This is a genomic window from Hyphomonas chukchiensis, from assembly GCF_000682695.1.
In the GTDB taxonomy this organism is placed as follows: Bacteria; Pseudomonadota; Alphaproteobacteria; order Caulobacterales; family Hyphomonadaceae; genus Hyphomonas; species Hyphomonas chukchiensis.
The window spans coordinates 1-23,112 of sequence record NZ_AWFG01000029.1 but is presented as its reverse complement, the minus strand read 5'-3'; the positions used below and the strand labels follow the sequence as shown (position 1 = coordinate 23,112).

The following is a 23,112-nucleotide window of genomic DNA, read 5'->3' as shown; positions in this document are numbered from 1 at the left end:
GCTTGCCCTGCTCGATGGCGTTGTGGACGCTTTCGAGACGGCCCGAGCCGAAATGCACGAGGGGACGACTGGCGCAGTCACCCGCAGCAAAGACGCGTGGGTCGGATGTGCGGGCGTCGCGATCGACGAGGATGCCATTGTTGCAGGCGATGCCGGCGTCCTTGGCGAGTTCCTCATTTGGCAAGATGCCGATGCCGACGAGGACGATATCAGCGTCGAGACGTGTGCCGTCTGCCAGTATGGCAGCCGAGACCTTGCCGCCTTCGCCATCCAGATGGTCGAGACGCGCGCCGGTAAGGATGGTGACGCCCTGGGCGCGATGTTCGGTTTCGAAGAATTCGCTCATGACCGGGCTGGTAACGCGGGCCAGCACGCGGGGCGCCATTTCCAGAACGGTGACATCGAGCCCCATCTGGCGCGCGACAGCAGCGGCTTCGAGACCGATATAACCTGCACCTATGATGACCATCTTTCGGCCGGCAATCATGTTGGGGCGTATACGCTCAACGTCGGTCAGGTCGCGCAGGTCATGGACGCCGGCCAGAGTCGCGCCTTTTGTCGGCAGGGCGCGCGGGCGGGAACCCGTCGCGATGATGAGGGCGTCATAGTCGAGGTGGCCGCCATGGGCGAGTTCGACCTTGCAATTGGCCCGGTCGATGCCTGTGGCGCGTGTGGAGAGAATGACCTCGATATTCTGGTCCTGGTACCAGGCAGCCGGCTTGAAATAGAGCCGGTCCTCGGTCATTTCGCCCTTCATGTAGGCCTTTGAGAGCGGTGGACGCTGGTAAGGCAGGGCCGGTTCGTCAGCGACAAGGGTGAGCGCGCCGGTATAGCCGCCCTGGCGCAGGGACTGCAGCGCCTGAGCGCCAGCCTGGCCGCCGCCGATGACGACGATGCTTTCAATTGGCTCCACGACCGAGCTCTCCCGTCAAGTCCTTGAAGACGCCGGAGAAGTCCATGCTCCCAAAGCCTTTCGCGTCCAGTTTCGCGTAGATCGCCTCGGCCATTTCGCCGAGGCGAATGTCGGCGCCTGACGCCTTGGCGGCTTCGGCGGCGAGGTGGAGGTCCTTCAGCATCATCGCAACAGCAAAGCCGGGCTGATAGTCGCGGTTGGCCGGAGATGTCGGGACGGGACCCGGCGCAGGGCAGTAGGAAGTCATCGACCAGCACTGGCCGGAGGCGGTGGAGGAGATGTCGAAGAAAGTCTGCGCATCGAGGCCTAGCTTTTCGGCGAGGTTGAAGGCTTCCGCCGTGCCGATCATGGAAATGCCGAGCAGCATATTGTTGGCAATCTTGGCGGCCTGCCCGTTGCCACTACCGCCGGCATGGAAGATGTTCTTGCCCATTTTTTCGAGTAGCTGCCTGGCGCGGGCGAAACCTTCGTCCGGGCCGCCGCACATGAAGGTCAGCGTGCCGGCCTCGGCGCCTGCCGTGCCGCCTGAGACCGGGGCATCGACCATGGAGAAACCCGCTGCATCGGCCTGCCGGGCGGCTTCGCGCGCGTCTTCCACGGCGATGGTGGAGCAGTCGAGAAAGAGCGTGCCTTTGGGGGCATGCGCGGCCACGCCATCGGGGCCGAAATAGACGCTGAGGACGTGCTTGCCCGCAGGGAGCATGGAGACGACGACTTCCGCATCGCTGACGGCTTCAGCGACGCTGGCGGCGCCCTTCGCGCCCGATGCTTCGGCTTTTGCGATGGCGTGCGTGTTGAGGTCGAAGGCACGGACCTGATGGCCTGCTTTTGCGAGATTGGCGCACATGCCGGCGCCCATGTTGCCGAGGCCGATGAAAGCGATGCGTATCATGAAATCAGTCCTCCCAGACCATTTGAAGTTCCTTGCCGGGCAAAGGCGAAAAAATAAGGTCGATGTCTTTGGGTTCGACAGCTTCGAGCGCTTCCGGCCGCCACTTTGGATGACCGGACTTGTCGATCAACGTCGCCCGCACACCTTCCTGAAAATCTGGGCTCATCACCACACGAGACCCGACACGGTATTCCATCCGCATGACATCGGGAAACGACTGCATGTCCCTGCCCCGACGCACTTGAGCAAGCGCGACTTTCAGGCTTGTGGGCGAACCGGCCTTGATCCGTTCGAGCTGTGTGTCGGACCAGTCATCGCCGGCGCGCTCAAGCGCCGTGCAGATTGCCTCGACGGTGCCCAGGTTGAAACAGGCGTTCAGCCTCTGCAGATAGGGTGAGAAACTGCCGTCGGCCCTGGTTTCGAGAGCCTGCAACGCAGGCAGGCCTTCTTTGCACAATGCATCCTTCAGCTTTGCGACCTGGCCGGCATCCGCGAAGTGCGTGGCAATCCCCGCTGCCAGGGCATCCCGGGATTTGAGGCGCGCTCCGGTCAGCGCTAGCCATGTCCCTAGTTCACCCTCAAGGCGCGGCAGGAACCAGGAGCCGCCGACATCCGGAAACAGACCGATTGATGCCTCAGGCATGGCGAACACAGTATTCTCGGTCGCGACCCGGTGTGAACCATGAACAGAAATCCCGACGCCGCCTCCCATCGTGACACCATCGAGTATCGAAATGAACGGCTTCTGGTAAGACTGGATGAGTGCGTTGAGGCGATACTCTGCAGCGAAGAATTCACGCGCCTGCTTACCGTCGGACTTGCCGCTCTCCGCAAGCATTCGGACATCACCGCCTGCGCAAAACCCTCGTGTATTTTCGGCATGATCGAGCAATATCATATCTACCGCTGGATCATCCGCCCACGCGATCAGTGCCTTTGTCATCAAGAGGCACATGTTAGTATTGAGGGCATGTAGTGCAGCAGGACGGTTAAGGGTCAGGCGGCCTGCTTTTCCTTCTCGCCACACGCATACTTCTGCGTCCTCGATGGCCATCACCTGGCTCCCTTCAGCAGATCGCGCGAAATAATCACCCGCATGATCTCATTGGTACCTTCGAGTATCTGGTGCACGCGGAGATCACGGACGATGCGCTCGACCTCATACTCAGCGAGGTATCCATAGCCGCCGTGAATCTGAAGGGCGTCATTGGCCACCATGAAACACGTGTCGGTCACGAACCGCTTCGCCATGGCGCAGAACTTTGTCGCGTCACCGGTTTTAGCGTCGAGCCGGCTCGCCGCTTCATGGAGCAGTGCGCGGCCTGCCTGGAGTTCGGTTTCCATGTCGGCGAGCTTGAACTGTGTCGCCTGGAAAGCCGCGATCGCCTGCCCGAACTGCTGGCGATCCTGTGCGTATCCTAGCGCCCGGTCGAGGGCATCCTGCGCGCCGCCGAGAGAACAGGCCGCAATGTTGAGCCGGCCGCCGTCCAGGCCGGCCATTGCATACTTGAAGCCCTTGCCTTCCGGGCCGATGCGGTTTGCGTCCGGGATGCGGCAATCGTCAAAATTGACCATCGCCGTTGGTTGGGCGCGCCAGCCCATCTTCTCCTCATTCTTTCCGAATGAAAGACCGGGCGTGCCATTCTCCACGAGAAACGCCGAGATGCCACGTGCGCCGTCATCGGACGTTCTCGCCATGACCAGATAGACGTCTGAAAAGCCGCCACCGGAGATGAAGACTTTTGCGCCATTGAGCACGTAGGCATCGCCGTCAAGGCGCGCGACCGTTCTCAAACTCGCGGCATCCGACCCGGCGCCCGGTTCCGTCAGGCAATAGGAAGCGATCAGGTCTGCCGATGCGAGTTTCGGCACGAACCGCGCGCGTAAGGCATCGTCCCCGAACCGGTCCACCATCCAGGTCGCCATGTTGTGGATCGAGAGGAAGGCCGCATGACTGACGCAGCCTTTCGATAACTGTTCGAATATCAGTACGGCATCGAGACGGCCAAGCCCGGATCCGCCATATTGCTCCTGCGTATAGATGCCGGCGAAGCCAAGTGCGCCGAGTTCGCCAAGAATGGCTCGGTCAAGCGTCTTGTCTCGATCCCATCGCGCTGCATTCGGACGGAGTCGATCACGCGAAAAATTCGCCGCCATTTCGGCGATCATGATCTGCTCGTCGCTTAGTGTCATGAGAGTGATGGCTCTAGGAGTAAAAGGGGGCGCTCGCCGAAAGACTTGTGTGACATAGGTGAGCGCCCCAGGTAGCCCTGTACAATTGGAGGAGAGTTACAGGGGTAATCTTGTGAGATCATGCATCGATGAACTTCGGTGCGCGTTTCTCGGTGAAGGCTTCCATGCCTTCTTTCTGGTCCTTGGTGCCGAACAGGCCCTGGAACAGGCGGCGTTCGAACCGGACACCTTCTGTCGTGGGCAGTTCGAGGGCGCGGCCAACCATCTCCTTGGCGGCCATCAGCGAGGGCAGTGAGTATGAGGCGATCTCGCTGGCGGCTTTCATGGCTTCCTCCATCAGCGTGTCATGCGGCACGACGCGGGAGACGAGGCCGATGCGATCTGCTTCAGCGGCGTCGATCATGCGGCCGGTCAGGACCATATCCATGGCCTTGGCCTTGCCGACGGCCTTGGTGAGGCGGATCGAGCCGCCCATGCCGGGTGTGACGCCGAGCTTGATCTCGGGCTGGCCGAACTTGGCCTTGTCCGAGGCGATGATGAGGTCGCACATCATGGCGAGTTCGCAGCCGCCGCCGAGGGCGAAGCCGTTGACCGCGGCGATGATCGGCTTGCGGGAGGCGGCAAAGCCGTCCCAGCCGGCGAACATGTCGGTGAGGTAGACGTCAGAGAATGTCTGTGGTCCCATTTCCTTGATATCGGCGCCAGCCGCAAAAGCCCGGCCCTCGCCCGTGAGGACGGTGACGGCGACTTCCGGATGCCGGTCGAGCTCTGCGAACAGGGCGGCGATCTCGGCCATGGTCTCGGCATTGAGTGCGTTGAGGCTCTCGGGCCGGTTCAGCGTGACAAGGGCGACGCGGTCTTTGTGCTCGAACGTGATCGTGTTGAAACTAGCCATGATGCTTAGCCCATTGTTGGAATGATGAAGGCCTGGTCGCCGATCTCGTCACCTTCGGGCCAGCGCTGGGTGACGGTCTTGATCTTGGTCCAGAAGCGGACGCCTTCAGGCCCGTGCTGGTTGGTATCGCCAAAGGCCGAGCGCTTCCAGCCGCCGAACGTATGGTAGGAGACCGGCACCGGGATCGGCACGTTCACGCCGACCATCCCCACATTGACCTGCGCGGCGAACTCGCGCGCGGCGCGGCCGTTTGACGTGAAGATGGCGCAACCATTGCCATACTGGTGGTCGGACGCGAGCCCGGCAGCCTCTTCCAGTGTCCCGGCCCGCACGACCTGGAGCACGGGACCGAAGATCTCTTCCTTGTAGGACTGCATGTGCGGTTTCACATTGTCGAACAAGCTCGGCCCGACGAAGAAGCCGTTCTCGTGGCCCTGCAGCGTGTGGCCGCGTCCGTCCATCAGCAGGTCGGCGCCTTCGTCGACGCCCATCTGGATATAGGATTCCACCTTGGCCTTGTGGGCGGCGGAGACGACCGGGCCGTAATGGGCTTCGGTATCGGTCGAGATGCCGACCTTCAGGCCGCGGGCGGCCTCCAGCATGCGTTCGACAAACTCGTCGCCTGTCTTCTTGCCGACGGTGACAGCCACCGGCAGCGCCATGCAGCGTTCGCCGGCCGAGCCATAGGCGGCGCCGACGATGTCCTTGACGGCCTGTTCCATGTTGCAGTCGGGCATGATGATGCCGTGGTTCTTGGCCCCGCCCATGGCCTGGACGCGTTTTCCATGGCTGGTGCCGAGACTATAGACGTATTGGGCGATGTCGGACGAGCCGACGAAGCTGACGGCCTTCACGTCCGGATGAGTGAGGATGGCATCGACCGAGACCTTGTCGCCATGCACGCAGTTCAGCACGCCGGCTGGCGCGCCAGCTTCCATGAACAGTTCGGCGAGGCGCAACGGCACCGACGGGTCCTTCTCGGACGGCTTCAGGATGAACGTGTTCCCGCAGGCAATCGCCACAGCCGACATCCAGCACGGGATCATGGCGGGGAAGTTGAACGGCGTGATGCCGGCGACCACGCCGAGCGGCTGGCGCATGGAATAGACGTCGATGCCGGGGCCTGCGCCCTCGGTATATTCGCCTTTCTGCAGGTGCGGGATGCCGCAGGCGAACTCGACCACATCGATACCGCGCTGAACGTCGCCCTTGGAGTCCGCAACGACCTTGCCGTGTTCGGAGGAGAGCAGCTCGGCGAGTTCATTGATGTTGGCTTCGAGCAGGCGCTTGAATTCGAACATGACACGGGCGCGACGCTGGGGATTGGTCGTGGACCAGCCGAAGAAGGCGGCCTGCGCGCTTTGCACGGCCGCGTCGAGTTCGGCCTCTGTCGCGAGCTGCACCCGCCCCTGAACCTCGCCCGTGTTCGGGTTGTAGATGTCGCCAAACCGGCCGGATGTGCCGGTAACCTGCTTGCCATTGATGAAATGATGGACTTCGCGCATGGCCATATCTCCCTGGATTATGTTTATGCGGGGAGTTTATTGTCTGCGATAGGGATGTTACAGGGACAATATCGCAGCTTATATCTGCGTTTTTGCAGGTTAATTAAATGAACTGGGACGACCTCAAACTCTTTCTCGCCGTCAGCCGGCAACCGAAGCTCGAACAAGCAGCCGCGAACCTTCACCAGGATGCCACCACGCTCAGCCGTCGTCTCAGAAGGCTGGAGACTGATCTCGGACAAACCCTGTTCGAGCGAACCCGGCGTGGTCATATTCTGACCCATGAAGGCGAAGCCCTCGCCCAGCACGCCGAGGCAATGGAGGCGCTCTCCTTCAGGATCCGAAACGCCAGTGAGATGGAACAGACGGTCTCGGGAAAAATCCGCCTTGGCGTGACCGAAGGCCTTGGCAGTGCTGTCATAGCGCCTGCTCTTGCAGACTTTGCCGAAACCTGGCCTGGGATCGAACTGGATCTGATCGCGCTTTCAGGTTTCGTCAGTGTCTCGAGGCGTGAGGCCGACATGTCCATCCTTCTCACGCGTCCCAAAGCCGGGCGGCTGAAGGTGAAGAAGCTCACCGACTATACGCTGTGCCTTTATGCGAGTGCCGGCTATCTCGAACGTCAGGGTCCGGTCAGAAAAGCCGAAGAACTCGCAAACCACCGCCTGATCGGCTATGTGGATGACCTGATCTATTCGCCGCAGCTTCGTTACTTTGACGAAGTCCTGCCCGGCCTGCACGCCTCACTTTCAAGCCCGAGCATCTTGGCGCAAACGGAAATGACGCGCGCGGGAGCCGGGCTGTGCATCCTGCCGAAGTTCATTGCAGGCAAGCATGCCGAACTCATACCCGTTCTTCCGGACGCCATCGAAGTGAAGCGCTCGTTCTGGCTGTCCATACATGAAGATGTCGCGCCCTTTGCGCGTATCAAGATACTTTCAGATTATCTGACGGAACTTGTTCGCCTGAACGCTGCTGAATTATGAAGATCACAGCTGTGGCTTATATACCCACGTAAATGGTGGACCGCCTTTGGAAGGCTACGCGCCTGCTGGCGCAACTGGCTTCGTCAAAACCGGGGAAGAATGGCGTCGCCCGTTTGCGACCTGATTGTTTCGTCGCCCTGAACACTCCAGACGCGTCGAGCTCTTTCGCCTGCATGGGCAAGGGGCAGCACCCATGTTCATGGATCGCCTTCTGCCGCAGACGCAAGTCTGACCTTTGGCATGATCCACGCGGAATCCGACTGGCTATTGCCGCTGCCCGATTGTCTATCCCACTGCATGCCTGAATTTTTTCAGGCATGGCGGAAAGATCCCGTGTTCAAGCTCTGCCCTTGAGTACAGCGGTCCGCGGCGCACATTGCGCTTACCAGGCTCACCTGAAGCTTCCCCAATTTCATGGACTCAGGCACGCCTGTTAACTGCGATCCAGGATCGTCACAAAATACCGGCTTCTAACTGTCACGCCTTACTGGATTCTGGTCCGCGCTGTGCCGCAAATTCTCCAGGAGCCAATGCGCCCACGATGTCCTGCGCGCGATAGGGCGCTTCGAGTTTCCTGATTTCGTCGACACCAAGCTTGCTGCCAATGGCTTTCAGCGGATCGTCCAAGTGCGCGAGCTTGGTCGCCCCGACAATTGGGGCGGTTACCGCCGGTTTGGAAAGGAGCCATGCAATGGCGACCTGAACGGGGCTTTCGCCGCGAGCGCTCGCCACATCCTGTAGCACATCGATAACCGCCTGATCTTCTGGCCTGTTATATCTTTCCCGTGTTTTCTGCGCCCACTTTGCGCGTGCGGTTCCCGCCTCTCGGCTGCCAGCCAGGAATCCGCCTGCAAGCGGGCTCCAGGGCATCAGGCCGACACCTTCCTCGGCACAAAGGGGATTCATCTCCCGCTCCTCCTCGCGATAGAGCAGGTTATAATGGTTCTGCATCATGGCAAAACGCGTGAGACCCAGGTGGTCAGCGCGGTGCAGGTATTTCGAGAACTGATAGGCATACATGGAACTGGCTCCGATGTAGCGCGCCTTGCCGGCCTTGACGACATCGTGGAGTGCCTCGATCGTCTCTTCGATCGGCGTCTCGTAATCGAACCGGTGGATTTGGTAGAGATCGATATAGTCGAGCCCGAGCCGGGTCAGACTGGCATCGATGGACTGCATGATATGCTTGCGCGACAAACCACTGCTATTAGGCCCCTCTCCCATCGCGCCGAACACTTTGGTGGCAATAACAGCTTCATCACGAGGCACCTTCAGTTCACTGAGCCCCCAACCGAGAAACTCTTCGCTCTCCCCGCGCGCATACATATTGGCCGTGTCAAAAAAATTGATACCGGCTTCTACAGCTTTTCGCAGAATTGCCAGACTGTCGGCCTTGTCCAATCCCCAATCTGCCGTAAACCCTGTCCGGTTACCAAAACTCATGCAACCGAGGCACAGTCTCGACACCTGCACCCCAGTCGTACCCATACGTACATATTCCAATATCGCCTCCTGAATTCATCTTCCACGGTCTCGTGCTACACTCGATGCAAGCACTCCGCGCGTCAGGCGCGGTTGATTTTATTCCAATCTCTCATCGACTGCCTGCCAGCTGGCTGATAGTGAGCCATATCCGGTAAAACGATGGTTTCAGACCCCTTGATAGCCGACATTCGTCCGGCAAGCACGTCTAATCATCTCGCTTTTGCCTGACTGCCCTCAGGACTGCTGGCAGTAGATGTCCAAGTGGGCTTGCCTATCAACAGACGTCCATAAAACCCGGGATCAGGGAGCCAGAGACGAAAGGCGTGATTGAGATACCGGCACGTAACCGAAAAAGATTTTTGCTAGTCCGGCTTGCGGCATTGGCCTTCCTCATTCCAGGGAGCCATCATGAATGACCTTGAGGAGCTTTGCCATCATGACGAGCTTTTGTCGCGAGGGTGCGCGATCAATGAACTGGTGACACCTGGCCCGTAACGGGTCCGTCTTCGTCCTTGGTCCCGCGCCATAGCTTGGGGTATTGTCAAAGAGTTCAGCGAGGGAGGCTCCCAGCACACGGGAGACCTCAACAAGGATGCCGGCACTCAGCCGGTTGCTGCCCGTCTCGTATTTCTGAAGCTGCTGATGGCTTATGCCGAGTTCCTTGCTGAGATCCACGAGCGTCATGCCGTGGGACACTCGCAAGTTCCGCACATTCTTGCCCACCTGGCGGTCAACATCGGTTACCGATCGCGCCGCATTTTCCTTTGGCCTTGGCTTTTTCAATCACTCCCCCCGATCCTTTGGACCTCATTATTGCTTTTCTGCAGGATAGATCGAACGCGGATAGAGGTCGAGAGGCTCGCGGATCCTCCAAGAGAGGGACAATCAGGGGTTCGTGCAGGAGCTGCAGCGGCCAGCAAACGCTGCCACAGCGCCTGCCGGGATCCAGAAAGCCGGCAAGGCGCAGACGGCGAAGCCGGCGCAACTCAGCCACGCTTCCCTGCGTTCAGGTGCTGGGCCTCGAAGCACTCGGCAAGGCGAAAGCCCGGCCAGGGCTTTGGCCAGACAATCGGATAATCTGCACTGAACAGGCGGTCCCCGTCCTGCAGGTCATGCGCGACACCCACCTGCCGGATCGCGCCTGGCCGGTCGAGATAGCGAATGCGGTCCCCGCAATAGCGAAATGACATCGCGCGCCGCCAGGTATCCGACCGGTTGCCCCCGGCGCCGTGGACGGTCCTGACGTCATGGATGATGACATCGCCCGGCTCCACATCGAAGGAGATAATATCATAGCGCTCCGGTGCAGATTCGATATCCGGACAGCGGATCTCCGGCGAAGACGCAAGAGGGGTTTGCGAAACAAATACGTTTGGCGCAAATGTCTGCCCCGAGAGGTGGGACCCGCGAACATACTGCATGACGCCATTATCGAGACTGGCGGGATCAAGAGGTATCCAGACGATCACGCACTGGTCGCCCTCGATCTGGAAATAGGCAAGGTCCTGATGAAAGGCCGTCTTCTGACGCGTGTGCGGCGCCTTCACGAAGGTCGTGTCCTCCCAGAAATTCAGGTAGCGCGCATTCAGCAATTCACTGGCAATCTGCGGCAGCGCCGAATCGAAGGCCACTTCCCGTACGCCCTGATCATGCTTCCAGGCCGCAACGTCATAGAAGAAGAGGCCTTCCTGGTCAGAAGTATCCTCCTCCTGAAGCGGACGGGCATCCGTGTCGGACCGGACAAGTTCTTTCATTCGCCTCATGTCGAAACGTTCGGCCGCGCCTGTATCGACCGTCATATCCCGGGCCCAGACCTGGCGCGCGAGCGATTCAAAATCATAGCCGGTCGGCGAGGTGCGCAGGCCGCTCATCTGGCGCGCGACCGCCTCGCGAAGACTGACGATCTCTGCCGGCGTGAGTACGTTTCTGAGGCAGACGACACCGTCGCGCAGGAAGGCCTCGTGCCGGGCTGCCGTCTGTGAATGGGCATCCGGACGGCTCATGCGACCTTACTCCGGGCAGAGGCCTGCTTTGATCCCATATACTGCGCGACGATTGCTTCGGCATTGCGATAGCGGTCAAGCTGGCGATCGAAGGTTGCCTCGTCCATGCGCGAGACGGCGGGTATCCAGGCCCAGTCGTCCCCTTCGCGTCGTGGCAGGCCGAGGGGTTCGGTATCCCAGACCTTCTGGACGAGGTTGAAGAATTTCTGGTGCGTGAGCCAGCTGAGGCGTGAAATCTGGTTGTCCAGGCAATAGGCGGTCAGCCCCAGGCCAAGGCGGCAACGGACACGGAAATCGTCGACCGGATCAGTCATGAGAGACCTGTCGGTCACGAACCGGGAACATTCCCAGACATCCTTTCCGACAGGATAGGGCTGCAGGTTGCAATAATCGGCAAACAGCTCGCTCAGCATGTGCGGCCGCACTGTCGGATTGAGCCGGGAGGTGCCGACAACCTCCCCGGATGCAGTCCGGGCGATAACATAGACGGTGTCCTCGGTATCAAACTGGTCCTTGTCATATCCCGCCGCGATGCCCGGAATATCCCAGCCCCATTCGCCAACCACGATGCGATAGCGCATCTGGTGCATGGCATCGAGCAGGTCCGAATTCTCGCTGCGGGTATCGGGTGTAACAATCTTGAACATACGCTCCGCTCCTCCATGGGCACAGCCAGCATGTCCGGGAAACAGCATCTGGTAATGTCCCCTTTCGGGGACTTGTCAGGGAAATATCTGGTGGCGCGCAATAGCGCTCGCGACCAGATGGGCTCGGTTCACCGCGTTCAGCTTGTCACTCGCCCGGCGTAGCGTCTTCTTGACCGTGTCCTCCTGTATCCCCAAAATTTGCGCGATTTCCCAGTTGGATTTGCCCGCCGCTGCGAACTGGACGCATTCTGCCTCCCGGGCGGTGAATTCGGCAATCTTCTGATAGGGAAAGGGGCCCAGCATGACTTCCAGGTGGTAATAGGCTGTCTGGCAGACGATCTCCAGTTCTGCTACCTGGACAGGCGACAGGTCAGGCTTGATGCCACCGCCGAGCGACACGCCACCGGACACGCTGTCGAGGGCATGCATGGGAAACATAATGCCATGGGTCAGGCCAAAATCATGCACCATGTCGACGATCCGCCGCCCGGCGCGCGTGGCATGTTCTCGCGCTTCGGCCCAGGTGAAGGGGCGTTTCGACCGTATGGCGCAGATGGCGATCGGATCGTGAAGGATGGCTGCCCGGCTGCGTCTCGCGGCTTTCAGCTCGTCCGGCCAGTTCGAGATATAGAGGATGTCCTTGAGCGGAACATTCAGCGGGTTCACGAGCTGGCCAAGGAATATCTTCTCGAACCCATACGACTCGATAAACCCGGCAAGGACCGTGATCGTCTCGGCGCTGGTCCCGGTTGCCAGGATCAGCCGGATGGCATGGAGAACCGCAGACCCGTCATAGTCACGCATGGAACCTGTCCCGCTTCAAAATACCTCATTGCCTGATCCTCGCGACCGGTATGTGAATGACGTGCTGAGACCAGTTCGATGCATCCTTATGTTGCATATAATTCCTACTTATGGTTTAACTTTCCCAAATTCAACAGCGCTCATGACTGTTTCGGCCCGCCGATTGGGCCCGTGAAGCCATGGATGGGGTCCGCAAGGCGGCTGTCTCAAAGCCCCTGCCAGTTGCGCTCAGTCAGATTCCGGGACCGGCAGCGGTCTCCATAACGCATTTACTCAGGCAAGCATTCGCACGAGGGCATTCAGTGTTTCCTGCACGCGTCCATCAGATGAGAATGAGTTCACCTGGTCCTCTCAGGCGCCGTCATCGGTGTACCGTGTCTGCCCTGATAGGCGCCAGTTGCGATGGGCGGATTGCGTCGCATGCCACGCTCAGTCGCAAGCGTATCCCGTGAGCCCCGCCCGTACCATATCCGCATCAGGCGACAGGACCGCGCCTGTAACCTGGCAAGGCTGCCTGCGGGCTGGCCGGGGATGCCTCTCGGCCGGACACGCGGACATCGCAGTGTCCCGCCTGCAGGAAGCGGATCGCCTCCGGCCAGGCCATAAGCCCATATTGCAAGCCCTCGCTGTCGCCTGGCTTCGCGCCAGCCATCCGGCCCCGGCACTTGCGTGTTTTGATCAACTCCTTTCCATCACGCCACAGGACTGGCAGGCGCAACACGGGCGGGGTCTCGCACTGCATGCGCTCCAGGACCGGACGGCAGCGCTCGCCGCCTTTCGCGCCGTCGTGTCCCGTCACCCCGATGCCTGGCGAACCTGGGGATCGATCGCCGACATTACACCGCATGAGGCCGAACGCGTCCAGGCCGTCCAGGGCGCCGCTGACTCACTCCTGCGCCTCTGCAGCACTGGCGAGGGCGAACCGCGCCGCCACGCCGACTGCGCGAACGTCCTGCTTGATGCCCATCGCGGCCGGGAGGCGATCGCCTTCATCACAAGCAGTGTCCCGCGGTTTAAGGACGCCGCGACAGCTCAGGAGAGTCTGGCGCGCGCCTATTATGAGCTGGGAGACTTCCGCGAGGCGCTACGCTACAAGCAGCGGGCGCTTTCAATGGGATGCCCTGACGTACCGGCCCCACGCCCGCAGCCCCGTTTCAGTCCCGATGCGGCGGTTGGTGCCTTGTCAGGGATCGGCAAAATCCTCAACAGCGCAGGCATTTCATACTTTCTTGCAGCCGGCACACTGCTCGGATTTCACCGCGAAGGCGCACCGCTGGCGTATGACCGGGATGTGGATATCGGAATTCTTGCCAATGGGTTTGGATCACCGGATGTCGCCCGGGTCATCCGCGATCATCCCGCCCTGATGCTCTCGCGCCGTGCCCGCCCTGGAGACCGTTATTTCGCGATTGTTTTCCAAGGGATTGCCATTGATATTTTCGTGTATGAACCTTGTGATGGCGGCCTTCACTGCGGGCTCGGCCGGCTCGCGGGAGACGTGGCATGGCGATTTACGCCCTTTGGCGTGAAGACCGCTGATTTTCAGGGTCGGAACTGGCATATACCCGACGATCCGGAACGCTACCTCACTGAGACCTATGGGCCCGGCTGGCAGACCACGGATGCGGGGTTTGCCTCGGTGCTCAGTTCCCCGGCGCTGTTCAGGGTCGATCCGTATGTGCGGGCCTATTATGCCCTGTCGCGCGCGCACAAATCCCGCGTGTCGGGCGACGAGGCAAAGGCGCGCGCCCTCCTGCGTCAATCACCTGTGCCCGTTGAACTGACTGATCCTGGCACCAGCATGGCGCTGCCGCCCTGCGCTGACCGGGATACGACTTTCTTTTCCGCAGAAAAGAACGAGGAGGGCGGATGATCTGAGTGAAGCAGGCTACCCGTGAAAGAAGGATTGTAGATCACGCCGCGCGAACTGCGACCGGCGCCCACAATGCCTTTATATCTATTTGTTTTATATATCTTTTTTAATAATATTAAAATTGACTCTACCTTAGATAGGATGCATTTTCTACGTGTCGCCAGGCCAGCGACAGACCTCAAACCAAAAGGAGTCAATGTAATGAATACGCAGACAGACGACCATCTTGACGATGATGCATTCGAGCCGATCGAATTGGGATCGGTGTCGGAAGAGACCAAGGGCCAGCCAAACGGCCTGATCGAACTGTTCGGTCAGAATTCGCGGAACTAGCCCGCATGCGTGGCTCCGGAACCGGAGCCAGTAGGCGCTGACCCTCCCCATGGACCGGAGCATCCTGAACGGCCTCCCCGCCAGGACTGCTCCGGTTTCCCTTCGGTTCGAAGCCTGTCGTGACGGCTGTTGCCGGCAGACCTTCGAAATCGCGCCCGCCCCATCACCGAGCCTTGCCATGACGAGCCCCTATTCTCTCGGCACCAACGTGTTCTATTGCGAGCTGGACGCAGCGGTCATCTTCCTCGATGTCGGCGCTGACACGTATTCCCGCCTCACGCCTGATCAGGCCGCCTGGTTTCGCGAGATCCGCAGTGCCGAAGATCCGGCACGCCTGGATCGCAATGCCCGGCGTTTTGTACGCCATCTTCTGACCAAGGGCCTGCTCATACCGGCAGTGTCGACAGGCGGTCCCCTCGAAGGAACGCAGCGGCAGCAGGCCCGGTCCAGCCTCATGGATACAATGCTCGCAGATCCTCCTTCCGCCTCGCCCGGACAATGCGTCCAGTTTGCATATGCCGTTCTGGCAGCCGGATTCCTGGAGCGCACCGGATCATTCGCACGCGTCCTCAGCCGGGCGCGTAGGTGGAAGCGCACGACCCGGAAGCAAGGGCCTGTTCCAGATGCACGCGTTCACTTGCTGACCCGGATATTTGACAACCTGTCGCCCTACATGCTGACCCGTCACGATGCTTGCAGGTTCCGCAGTCTGGCCCTGCTCCGGTTCCTGTCGCTGTCCGGCGTATCAGCTGACTGGGTCTTCGGCGTCCGCCTCTCTCCATTCGGCGCGCACTGCTGGGTCGAATATGGCGACCTGATCCTCAATGATCACGCAGACAACACGGCTGAATACAAGCCGATCATGATTGTGTAGGCGGCCTTCGATCATGCAATCCTTTTTCGCGATGATCTGGAATGTGGAGGATGCCCGGGCCACAAGGTACGCTCAGAGCCTGCATCAGCGCATCGCGCGCATGCCGGATGGTTTCGAACGCGTCGCGTGGCATCCTGGTTTTGCCTTGTATGACCTCAGTTCAGGCCGGCGCACGCATTCCGCACTCCGACTGAACCTGGATGACGGGTCCGCCGGGGGGGCAATATTTGGAACGCTGTTTCGCGCGGACGCTGTGAGCGCCCCGACTCCTGTAACAGCGTTCGCGGCCGATGAAGTAATTCGTCTCTGCCAATCGGAGGGCAAGGCGCTCGTCAAGGATTACTGGGGTCACTATGTCGCCTTCCTGGCCTGCGGCGAGACACATGCCGTGATAGTCGATCCGACCGCTTCAATACCCTGCTATTATACTATGCGCGACGGCGTGGTTCTCGTCTTCTCCCACCTGGAACGCTGCCGCTTTCTCGATATGTCAGGGTTCACCATCAATGAGGACCATATCCGAACCCTTCTGGCCTATGACAAGATCCAGAACGGCCAGACAGGCCTGCATGAAGTGTCCGAACTCATGGGTGGCCAGAGGCTGCTTGTCTCCGGTAAGGGGATGGCAGTCGACCGTATCTGGGATCCCCGGAAGGTCGCACTGGATGTCCACGAACCGCCTGCCGAGGCGGCTGCGGCGGAGTTGAAAGCGACGACCGATCGCGTTGTCCGGGCCTGGAGGCATTGTCATTCCGATATTGTGGTCAGCCTGTCCGGAGGCCTCGATTCAACCATCGTTCTGCACGCACTAGCCGCTGGCAGGGGCGAGACGCCCGTGTCAGCAGCCCATTTTCAGCTCAACTCGGGCGACGCGCCGGAATCCCGCTATGCCCGGATCGCCTGTGACAGTGCGGCGTGCGACCTTGCCCACATATATCTGGATCCCCAGGCTGGCCTTCAGACACTTGGCACTCATCCACCAAACGTGCGTCCATACCGGCAATTCCTGTCGCCTGACCTGACCACCCTCCTGCCGGGCAGGTTCCATCACCCCGGCGGCGCCCTTTTCACCGGCCAGGGCGGTGATCATCTGTTCCTTGTCTCGCGGAGCGCGCTCGGTTTTGCAGACCATGTCCGCAACCATGGGCTCAGTGCCGGCACGGCTGGCGCACTGCTCCAGAGCGCGCATCTGTCGGGTAAATCGATCTGGCGCGTGCTCGCCGAGACGCTTCCGCTTCTCATGGGGCGGCCTCATGTGAGCGCCATGGCAGACGCTGTCGACGGACGCCAGACACTTATCAATCACCACGCCCGGGCACAGCTTGACGTTGCGTCTGCCCTGCCCGACTGGGTGCGCGATCCACTTGGGCTGCCACCGGCCAAGTTCGACCAGGTCAGCATCCTGATGCATATGACCCAGATGCGCGAACCCTTCTTCACGCCAAGCCCCATCGAAACCGTGCATCCTCTCATCTCGCAGCCCCTCATCGAGCTCTGCCTGCGCCTGCCCGCCTATCTGTTGAGCGACGGGGGAACAAGCCGCGGCCTGGTAAGGCGTGCCTTCCGGGGCGCCATCCCGGAACAGATCCGCCTGCGCATGAACAAGGGTCACGCGTCGCGCTATTTTACCGATCGGGTTACGGCGCACCGCGAGCAGATTGTCGATGCACTGATGTCCGGCGAGCTCCAAAGGAGAGGCATGATCCTGCGCTCTGATGTCGAGGTCTTCATCCGGCATGACGATTATCGCATGCGGGACTCCGGCAGCCTCCTGCTGGCCTATTTTGCCATTGAATCCTGGCTTCAGACCTGGGTCGCGATGATCGGCAAGCCATCTTCGGACAGTTGAAACCGCTACTCATCCGGCGCAACGCCGTGTTCGGCAAGGAATGAGCCCATGCGTGCCCACATGTCCCTGATATTGGCTGGCGAAGACGGACCATGCCCCTCCCCCCAATACCGGACATAGCGAGCGTCCTTTCCGGCACGCTGGAGCGCACCAAACATCTCGTCGAACTGGGCCATGTCAAAACTGTCCAGGTCCGAATGCATGAGCAGGACAGGTGTGTCGATGTCCGGCGCGAGAAAGACCGGGCTGTTGCGATAATACATGTCCGGATCCTCGAACGGCGTACGGCCGATGCCGAAATCACTGCCCGCGACAGAATCGTAGCCAAGATAGGATCCGAAGTCGCCGTAGAAATAGGCATAGACGCCTGATCCCCCAAAATAGTGACTGAACAAGTCTGCCCACCCGTTCTTGGCGATCACCGCCTTGTACCGGTTCGAATGGGCGGCCACAAAGAGGGCCGAAACGGCCCCCTGGCTGAACCCGTGAAGGGCAATGCGTTCGGGATCCACCAGGCCGGTTCCGATGATGGCCTCCACGCCCGCATCGATCACCGCCGGCAGGCCCGCAATGGGCCCCTCGGGCGTGCGTATGAGTCCGGTCGGAGTCGCAACCCGCGCATAGGCATACCCCTGGCCGGCCCACAAATAGGGTGAATGCGGGTCCGGGTAGGCTATTTTCTGACCTGCGCCTGGACAGATTCCGGCGGACCCCGGGTAGACGTCGACGATCAGGGGAAGCGGCGCCGAACTGTCAGTACCCGGCGGCAGGAGGAGACAGGACTCGAGTGGCTGCGGCGGCAAAAGACCTTCAGGATCGGCGACATCATAGGCGACACGCTTCCAGGTACCGAAATCCACCCCTTCAAGATGGCTGTTCAGACGCGTAATCTCTTCTGGCGGGTCATGACTGCCTGTACGGCCCGCAAGAAGCCGGGTTACAGGCCCGTCTGCCGCCTCGAAGACAACACTGCCTGCCATGAGAGAGCCTGCGAGCGGGAGGGCATCCGCCGCCGGCGCCCTTATGGACACGCTTTTGCCCTCCTCGCCCTTGCGCAGGTCGAGCATGACGATCTGGCTCCCGCCATCCTGCCTGACCGTGAACATGGCTTCATCGGCAAATTCCGGACGGGCGACACCGCGGCGCGCGGTAAAGGTTCCAGGCGCCAGAAAACGGAACCGGCCAGATACGCCCGCGCTCAGACGCCTGCGGGCGCCGGTCTCGCCGAGCCGGTACACGCCGTCCTGCGCCCACACGGTGAGATGGCCCTCGCCGGCATGGACGGGCACCCCGGATACGTCCGCCAATCCCCGGGTGAGGTTTGCGTGACGGCCATCGGCCGACAGGCGATACCAGTCGGGTGCCGGCAGATGGTCCGGCCTTATGTCCTGATAGGTAAAGCGTGGGGCCTGATCCTCGCTCTCCGGGATCTCCCTGGCAAAGAGCGCCAGATCGTCGCCGAGGAAGACTGTCCGTTCAGGGCGCTGCAGCCAGCCGCGTTCCCGCTCGGAGACGAGGTCAAGGCCGTCATGGTCATATCGCGTCACCCGCCCCGTCGACAGGTCAACCACATGGAACCGGCCGCTGCGGGGATCACCACCCCGCTCCCATCCAAAGGCGGCCAGGCGGTGCCCGCCCGGATCCCAGGTGATCGTATAGGGCATGAACTCGAGTCCCGGGGCCAATAGTTTTGGTAATCCGCTGGTGAGGTCAAACACGGTCAATGTGTAATGGCGCCGGTCAGTCTCGACCAGCGCAGCCGGGTCTGCCGGGTCAGGCTGCGAGACGCCGAGCGCGGCAAGCATGCGGCCATCCGCCGACAGACGGAGATCTGCATAGAGCCCGTCAGCCAGGACCGTGGTCTTTCCCGACATGGCATCCGCGCGGACAAGCTGTCCCGGCGCCGGTCCGCCCGGACCATCGCGTGGAACCGTGCGTACCTCATCCGCGGTCGGGCCGGAATTTGTCCAGGCGGCTTGCCAGGCACTGCTAAGACGCTTTCCCGTCAGGGCCCGCACACTCGTTGCCAGGGGCTGCTGGCCCGCCGGAAGCGCCGCAAACACGAGCTCCGTACCGGATATCCAGACGGGACCATACTCGCCGGTACGGCTGAAGGCCGGCGCCTGTTCAAACGTTACGCTTGCTTCGCCTTGCATGTCATAAGCGGCGATGGACAAGTCCCCGAAACGGTATTGCATGACGGTCAGGAAGCGCCCCGAGGGCGAAAAGCCCCCGAGCCAGGCATGCGGCTCAGGATCGATACCGGGCAAGGGGTGCGGCTCGCCCCCTCGGGCCAGGTCATAACGCCACAATTGGTGGCCGGACTTGCCAAAGGCATAGGTGCGGAAGCTGTAATCCGGTATCTGGTCATAGGGGCGCAGGCGCTCGTAAACCAGCCAGCGCCCCGCCGGATCGATCAAGGCCGACCCGAGGCCTTCCACCTTCATCATGTCATCAACGGACACCCCCTTGTGCTCGGCCACGGCCGCGGGCCCTGATCCGAGCAGAACCAGCAAGACAACAAATATCAGGCCAAGGCGCAAAGGCTCTGTCTCCTGTCTGAAGCGATTGAACAGGTGCCGTCCCGCCGGACTCAGGGGCGCTCCCCTGCCCGGCGCGACAGCGCACGGGCTAGAAGGCCTTGCGGATCTCGACCGCAATGAACCGTCCGAGCGGTGAGGCATTGGCCGGATCAAATCCCGCGATCCGGCTCGAGCCGACAGAAGGGGTCACGGGTGGTGCTTCGTTCAGGAGGTTCGTGGCCGACAGGCTCAGGGTCGTCTGGTCGAGCCCGGGCGAGCGTTGCAACCCGAACCTGTAGGAGAGCGAGAGATCGACCGTTGTCCACGCACTGATCGGGACGGCCGTATCGGTCTCGTCTGTTTCGTAACTGTCTGTGTAATTCACGAACAGGTTGCCCGTGAATCCGCCGCGCGAGAGGCCGAGATGACCTCTCATTTGCAGGTCTACGGGGTTCAGATACGTGTTCAACGTCGCAACCTCAGGCGTTGTCGGCGAGGCCTGCTGTGTGAAATCCAGGATATAGTTCGCATTGAGGCCTGCCTGCACGTCGCCCCATGCCGTCTCGACCCCATAATCGAACTGGATGTCCAGGCCGCGTGTCCGGGTCGAGGCCAGGTTGCGGACCACATCGGCATTGTTGATGATGGCGACATTGTCGAGACTGGACACGCTGTCGAGATAGATGACCGGCTGGCTCAGCGTGGCGACCAGCGCGTTCAGGTCCTCCTGACTGGGGAAGAAGATCACCGTGCCTTCGGGAAACGCATCCGGGTCATTGAACGCGACATTGGGGGCCAGCACGGAGGGCAGGTTCTGGGGGATCGGTGTCGCACCAAGTCGTCCTTCGAACGCGATGTCATAATAGGTCGTCCTGACAGACCAGTCATGCCTGCCACGGTGAGCGACATAATCGATCCCGGCCGTGTAGGTGCGGGAGGTTTCCGGATCGAGATCGGCAACCGTCCCCGCGGTCTGCAAGTAATCCACGCCCTCCAGGGAGGGATCAGGCGGTGCGATGCCGCCCAGCAGGTCGAGAATATAGGAATAGGGAACGACGAGGGCGACCCGGTTCAGGTCGCCTGTCCGCCCGAGCGGCGGCGGCGCAAAGGATTCACTATAGGTCGCGCGGCCTGTCAGTCCTTCGACAGGCGACCACAAGGCCCCGATCTTCGGATTCACACTGGTCCCGAAATCACTATAGTCATCAAGGCGTCCCGACAGGTTGATTTCAAGGCGCTGAATGCCGGGCCTGGCATTGCGCGGCCCCACAAGTGGAACGAGCACCTCGCCATAGATCGCCGTCACATCCCGGTCGCCATCGCGTTCAGCGCCCTCACCAACCTGTTCGTTGATGAAGGTTTCACGCCGGACATGCGTCCCGACGGCGCTCTTGACGGTTCCGCCAGGCAAGTCCCAGAGATCGCCATTCAGGCGCAGGTCCGCGGACCAGAGTTTCGACCGTGTCACTTTCCGACTGGGCTCGTAGGGCACCGGCGCAAGCGTCTGGGCTGATTCCGTATTGTGAATCCGGCTATAGGTCGAATTGAACGTAACGGCGCAGCGCGGCGATAGCGTGTAGTCCGCACCCAGACTTAGCGACTGGAGCTCGGACGTCGCATCAAATCCGAGAATGGAACTCGTATTGCTCGCATAGACGGAGCGGCTCTCGGCTTCGCGCTTCGAGTAGAGGCCCGAGACCGAAATACCGAGATTCGGTCCGACCTCCTGGGTGAGCGAGACGAGACCGCTCTGTCGCGTCTGCTGCGGCAGGAGATCAAACGCTCCTGTATCGACAATCGGCGCACCATCGGTCAGGGTCGGAACCGGAATGTCCGGCCGGTCCGAAAGGGTGAGATTGCCCCGATCAAAGTATTCGTAAGTGGCAATGACGTTACCGCTCTGCCAGGCCTTGCCCAGTGTCTGGCTGAGCCGGTATTCCTCTAGGCTCCCTTCCGTCACCGCGCCATAGCGAACAGCCGTTTCTGCACCTTCGAAATCGTCGCGCAGCACGAAGTTCATGACGCCTGCGACCGCGTCGCCGCCATAGATCGAGGATGCCCCGTCGGTCAGGACATCCACCCGCTCCAGCGCGGAGAGCGGGATCATGGAGAGATCGACAAAATCGCCAATCTCCGATGTTGGCGCCAGCCGGTTGCCATTGAGCAGGGTCAGCGTGCCGCCGGATCCAAGGCCGCGCAGATTGGCGCCCGAGCCGAACACATTGTTGAACTGTGAATTACTGTCACCAGGCAGTCCGGAGGGCGCGAGCTCGGTCGACCCACCCCCGAAATTCTGCGGCAGCGTGCGGATGAATTGCTCTGTCGTTGTTACGCCTGACCCAAGGATATCCTCCCGGCTGTAGATCTGCAGCGGCGAGCTTTCCGGCGCAATGCCGCGCAGGCTTGTACCTGTCACAGTGACTGTATCGACCCGCAATGTGCCCGGCTCAGCCTCGGCGCGGCTAGTATCTGGCAGGATCTCGGCGGGCGCTTGCCCCCGCGCCAGACGCGCGGGCGCAACGGCCGCCTCAGGCACGGCAGTTCGCTTCCGGATGATAACCGCTCCGCCCTGTCCCTTGACAGCTTCGAGCCCACTGCCCTGAAGGAGCCGGTCCAGCGCGTCGGTCGGCGCGAAGGTCCCGTTCACGCGAGGTGCGGCGCGCCCGGCCACAAGCGCCTCGGAAAACAGGATGGGCGTGCCCGACTGGGCGCCGAACGCGCGCAGCGCGTCGCCGAGCATGGGTGCGTCGATACTGAACGCGACCTCACCGCTGGGTGTGGGCGTTTCGGCATGGACGCCGCCCATGCCGGCGGACAGGATGATGGTTGAAGCTGCAGCGCTGAACAGCCGCGTTTTGAATACTGCCTTGTTGAACATGGACCCCTCCGGATTGCCTGACCCGCGTCAGGGGTTCGCCCCGGACGCTCAAGGCATTCAACGAGTGGGTGAGAGAATGCGGCAGTTCTGTCTTTGTCTGCCTGGCAAATCGTTCCGGCCCGCCCTGACCATGCCGGCCTGTCCAGCGCCGACGGCAGGGGAAGCGAGGGCCAGAGGGATCGCTGCGAGACGGAATGTCTGCGCTTGTGATCCGGACACGTATTAGCGTCTTGACGCCGATCTCGCGACTCGCGCGCGTCGCGGCCCCTGAACGCTCAAATTCCACTCAAATGCTTAACATGGCGGACACCCTGACTGTCTATGCATGTCGGGGCGGAATCCAAACCATAAGCGGAACACTTTCTGAAATGCACACACGTTTTCGAGACACTTTGCGGGCAAAATCCCTGCGATTTTGGGTAACCCTGGGGATGCTATTCGCCCTCGCACCGATCGCGCT

At 61.0% G+C, this 23,112-nt stretch carries 18 protein-coding genes; 5 read left to right on the top strand and 13 right to left on the bottom strand.

Features of this window, described 5'->3' with window-relative positions; genetic code table 11:
* The 6 genes from HY30_RS10350 to HY30_RS10325 all read right to left on the bottom strand — a co-directional run.
* On the bottom strand, positions 1-913 hold a 913-nt coding region (locus HY30_RS10350), incomplete at its 3' end, for an NAD(P)/FAD-dependent oxidoreductase (RefSeq protein ID WP_034739954.1).
* Complete coding sequence (mmsB, locus tag HY30_RS10345; protein ID WP_034739951.1) at positions 900-1,805, bottom strand: 3-hydroxyisobutyrate dehydrogenase; 906 nt, start codon at positions 1,803-1,805, stop codon at positions 900-902. The genes mmsB and HY30_RS10350, both read right to left, overlap by 14 nt.
* Positions 1,806-1,809: 4 nt before the next feature.
* Complete coding sequence (locus tag HY30_RS10340) at positions 1,810-2,859, bottom strand: enoyl-CoA hydratase/isomerase family protein (RefSeq protein ID WP_051615309.1); 1,050 nt, start codon at positions 2,857-2,859, stop codon at positions 1,810-1,812.
* Positions 2,859-3,998: an acyl-CoA dehydrogenase family protein gene (locus tag HY30_RS10335; protein WP_034739949.1), complete on the bottom strand. Its 1,140-nt coding sequence runs from the start codon at positions 3,996-3,998 to the stop codon at positions 2,859-2,861. Before HY30_RS10335 ends, HY30_RS10340 begins: the two co-directional genes overlap by 1 nt.
* A 118-nt stretch (positions 3,999-4,116) precedes the next feature.
* Entirely contained in the window at positions 4,117-4,893 is a 777-nt protein-coding gene (locus HY30_RS10330) for an enoyl-CoA hydratase-related protein (protein ID WP_034739947.1), read from the bottom strand.
* A 5-nt stretch (positions 4,894-4,898) separates the two neighbouring features.
* Entirely contained in the window at positions 4,899-6,398 is a 1,500-nt protein-coding gene (locus HY30_RS10325) for a CoA-acylating methylmalonate-semialdehyde dehydrogenase (protein WP_034739969.1), read from the bottom strand.
* Positions 6,399-6,505: 107 nt separating this feature from the next.
* Between HY30_RS10325 and HY30_RS10320 the strand changes: the two genes are divergently transcribed.
* Positions 6,506-7,384, top strand: coding sequence for a LysR family transcriptional regulator (locus HY30_RS10320; protein WP_034739946.1), 879 nt, complete (start codon positions 6,506-6,508; stop codon positions 7,382-7,384).
* 477 nt (positions 7,385-7,861) lie between these two features.
* Here HY30_RS10320 and HY30_RS10315 read toward each other — a convergent pair whose 3' ends face one another.
* From HY30_RS10315 to HY30_RS19285, 5 genes are all read right to left on the bottom strand, one after another.
* A complete protein-coding gene (locus HY30_RS10315; protein ID WP_051615307.1) occupies positions 7,862-8,887 on the bottom strand; it encodes an aldo/keto reductase in 1,026 nt (341 codons plus the stop codon).
* Positions 8,888-9,259: 372 nt separating this feature from the next.
* On the bottom strand, positions 9,260-9,652 hold the full coding sequence (locus HY30_RS10310; RefSeq protein ID WP_162176932.1) for a helix-turn-helix domain-containing protein: 393 nt from the start codon (positions 9,650-9,652) through the stop codon (positions 9,260-9,262).
* Positions 9,653-9,855: 203 nt separating this feature from the next.
* Complete coding sequence (locus tag HY30_RS19295) at positions 9,856-10,872, bottom strand: phytanoyl-CoA dioxygenase family protein (RefSeq protein ID WP_051615304.1); 1,017 nt, start codon at positions 10,870-10,872, stop codon at positions 9,856-9,858.
* On the bottom strand, positions 10,869-11,519 hold the full coding sequence (locus HY30_RS19290) for an acyl-homoserine-lactone synthase (RefSeq protein ID WP_051615302.1): 651 nt from the start codon (positions 11,517-11,519) through the stop codon (positions 10,869-10,871). The genes HY30_RS19295 and HY30_RS19290 overlap by 4 nt, the downstream gene beginning before the upstream one ends.
* A gap of 75 nt (positions 11,520-11,594) precedes the next feature.
* A complete protein-coding gene (locus HY30_RS19285; RefSeq protein ID WP_051615300.1) occupies positions 11,595-12,323 on the bottom strand; it encodes a helix-turn-helix transcriptional regulator in 729 nt (242 codons plus the stop codon).
* A gap of 562 nt (positions 12,324-12,885) precedes the next feature.
* Between HY30_RS19285 and HY30_RS10290 the strand changes: the two genes are divergently transcribed.
* The 4 genes from HY30_RS10290 to HY30_RS19275 all read left to right on the top strand — a co-directional run bounded on the left by HY30_RS10290 (position 12,886) and on the right by HY30_RS19275 (position 17,252).
* Positions 12,886-14,196, top strand: a complete 1,311-nt coding sequence (locus HY30_RS10290) for a tetratricopeptide repeat protein (RefSeq protein WP_206741453.1) — start codon at positions 12,886-12,888, stop codon at positions 14,194-14,196.
* A 201-nt stretch (positions 14,197-14,397) separates the two neighbouring features.
* Positions 14,398-14,529 carry a hypothetical protein gene (locus HY30_RS20580; RefSeq protein ID WP_277812972.1) on the top strand — a complete coding sequence of 44 codons (132 nt, stop codon included), beginning with the start codon at positions 14,398-14,400 and terminating at the stop codon, positions 14,527-14,529.
* A gap of 49 nt (positions 14,530-14,578) precedes the next feature.
* Positions 14,579-15,403, top strand: coding sequence for a lasso peptide biosynthesis B2 protein (locus HY30_RS19280; protein ID WP_051615298.1), 825 nt, complete (start codon positions 14,579-14,581; stop codon positions 15,401-15,403).
* A 253-nt stretch (positions 15,404-15,656) separates the two neighbouring features.
* Complete coding sequence (locus tag HY30_RS19275; RefSeq protein WP_162176930.1) at positions 15,657-17,252, top strand: asparagine synthase-related protein; 1,596 nt, start codon at positions 15,657-15,659, stop codon at positions 17,250-17,252.
* 5 nt (positions 17,253-17,257) lie between these two features.
* On the opposite strand, the gene HY30_RS10270 is transcribed toward HY30_RS19275, so the two are convergent.
* Together HY30_RS10270 and HY30_RS10265 are read right to left on the bottom strand one after the other, a co-directional pair.
* The gene (locus HY30_RS10270; protein ID WP_162176929.1) at positions 17,258-19,735 is read right to left on the bottom strand and encodes a S9 family peptidase; all 2,478 of its coding nucleotides are present in this window, start codon (positions 19,733-19,735) and stop codon (positions 17,258-17,260) included.
* 148 nt (positions 19,736-19,883) lie between these two features.
* A complete protein-coding gene (locus tag HY30_RS10265) occupies positions 19,884-22,652 on the bottom strand; it encodes a TonB-dependent receptor (protein WP_034739935.1) in 2,769 nt (922 codons plus the stop codon).
* Between the last annotated feature and the right edge of the window lie 460 nt (positions 22,653-23,112).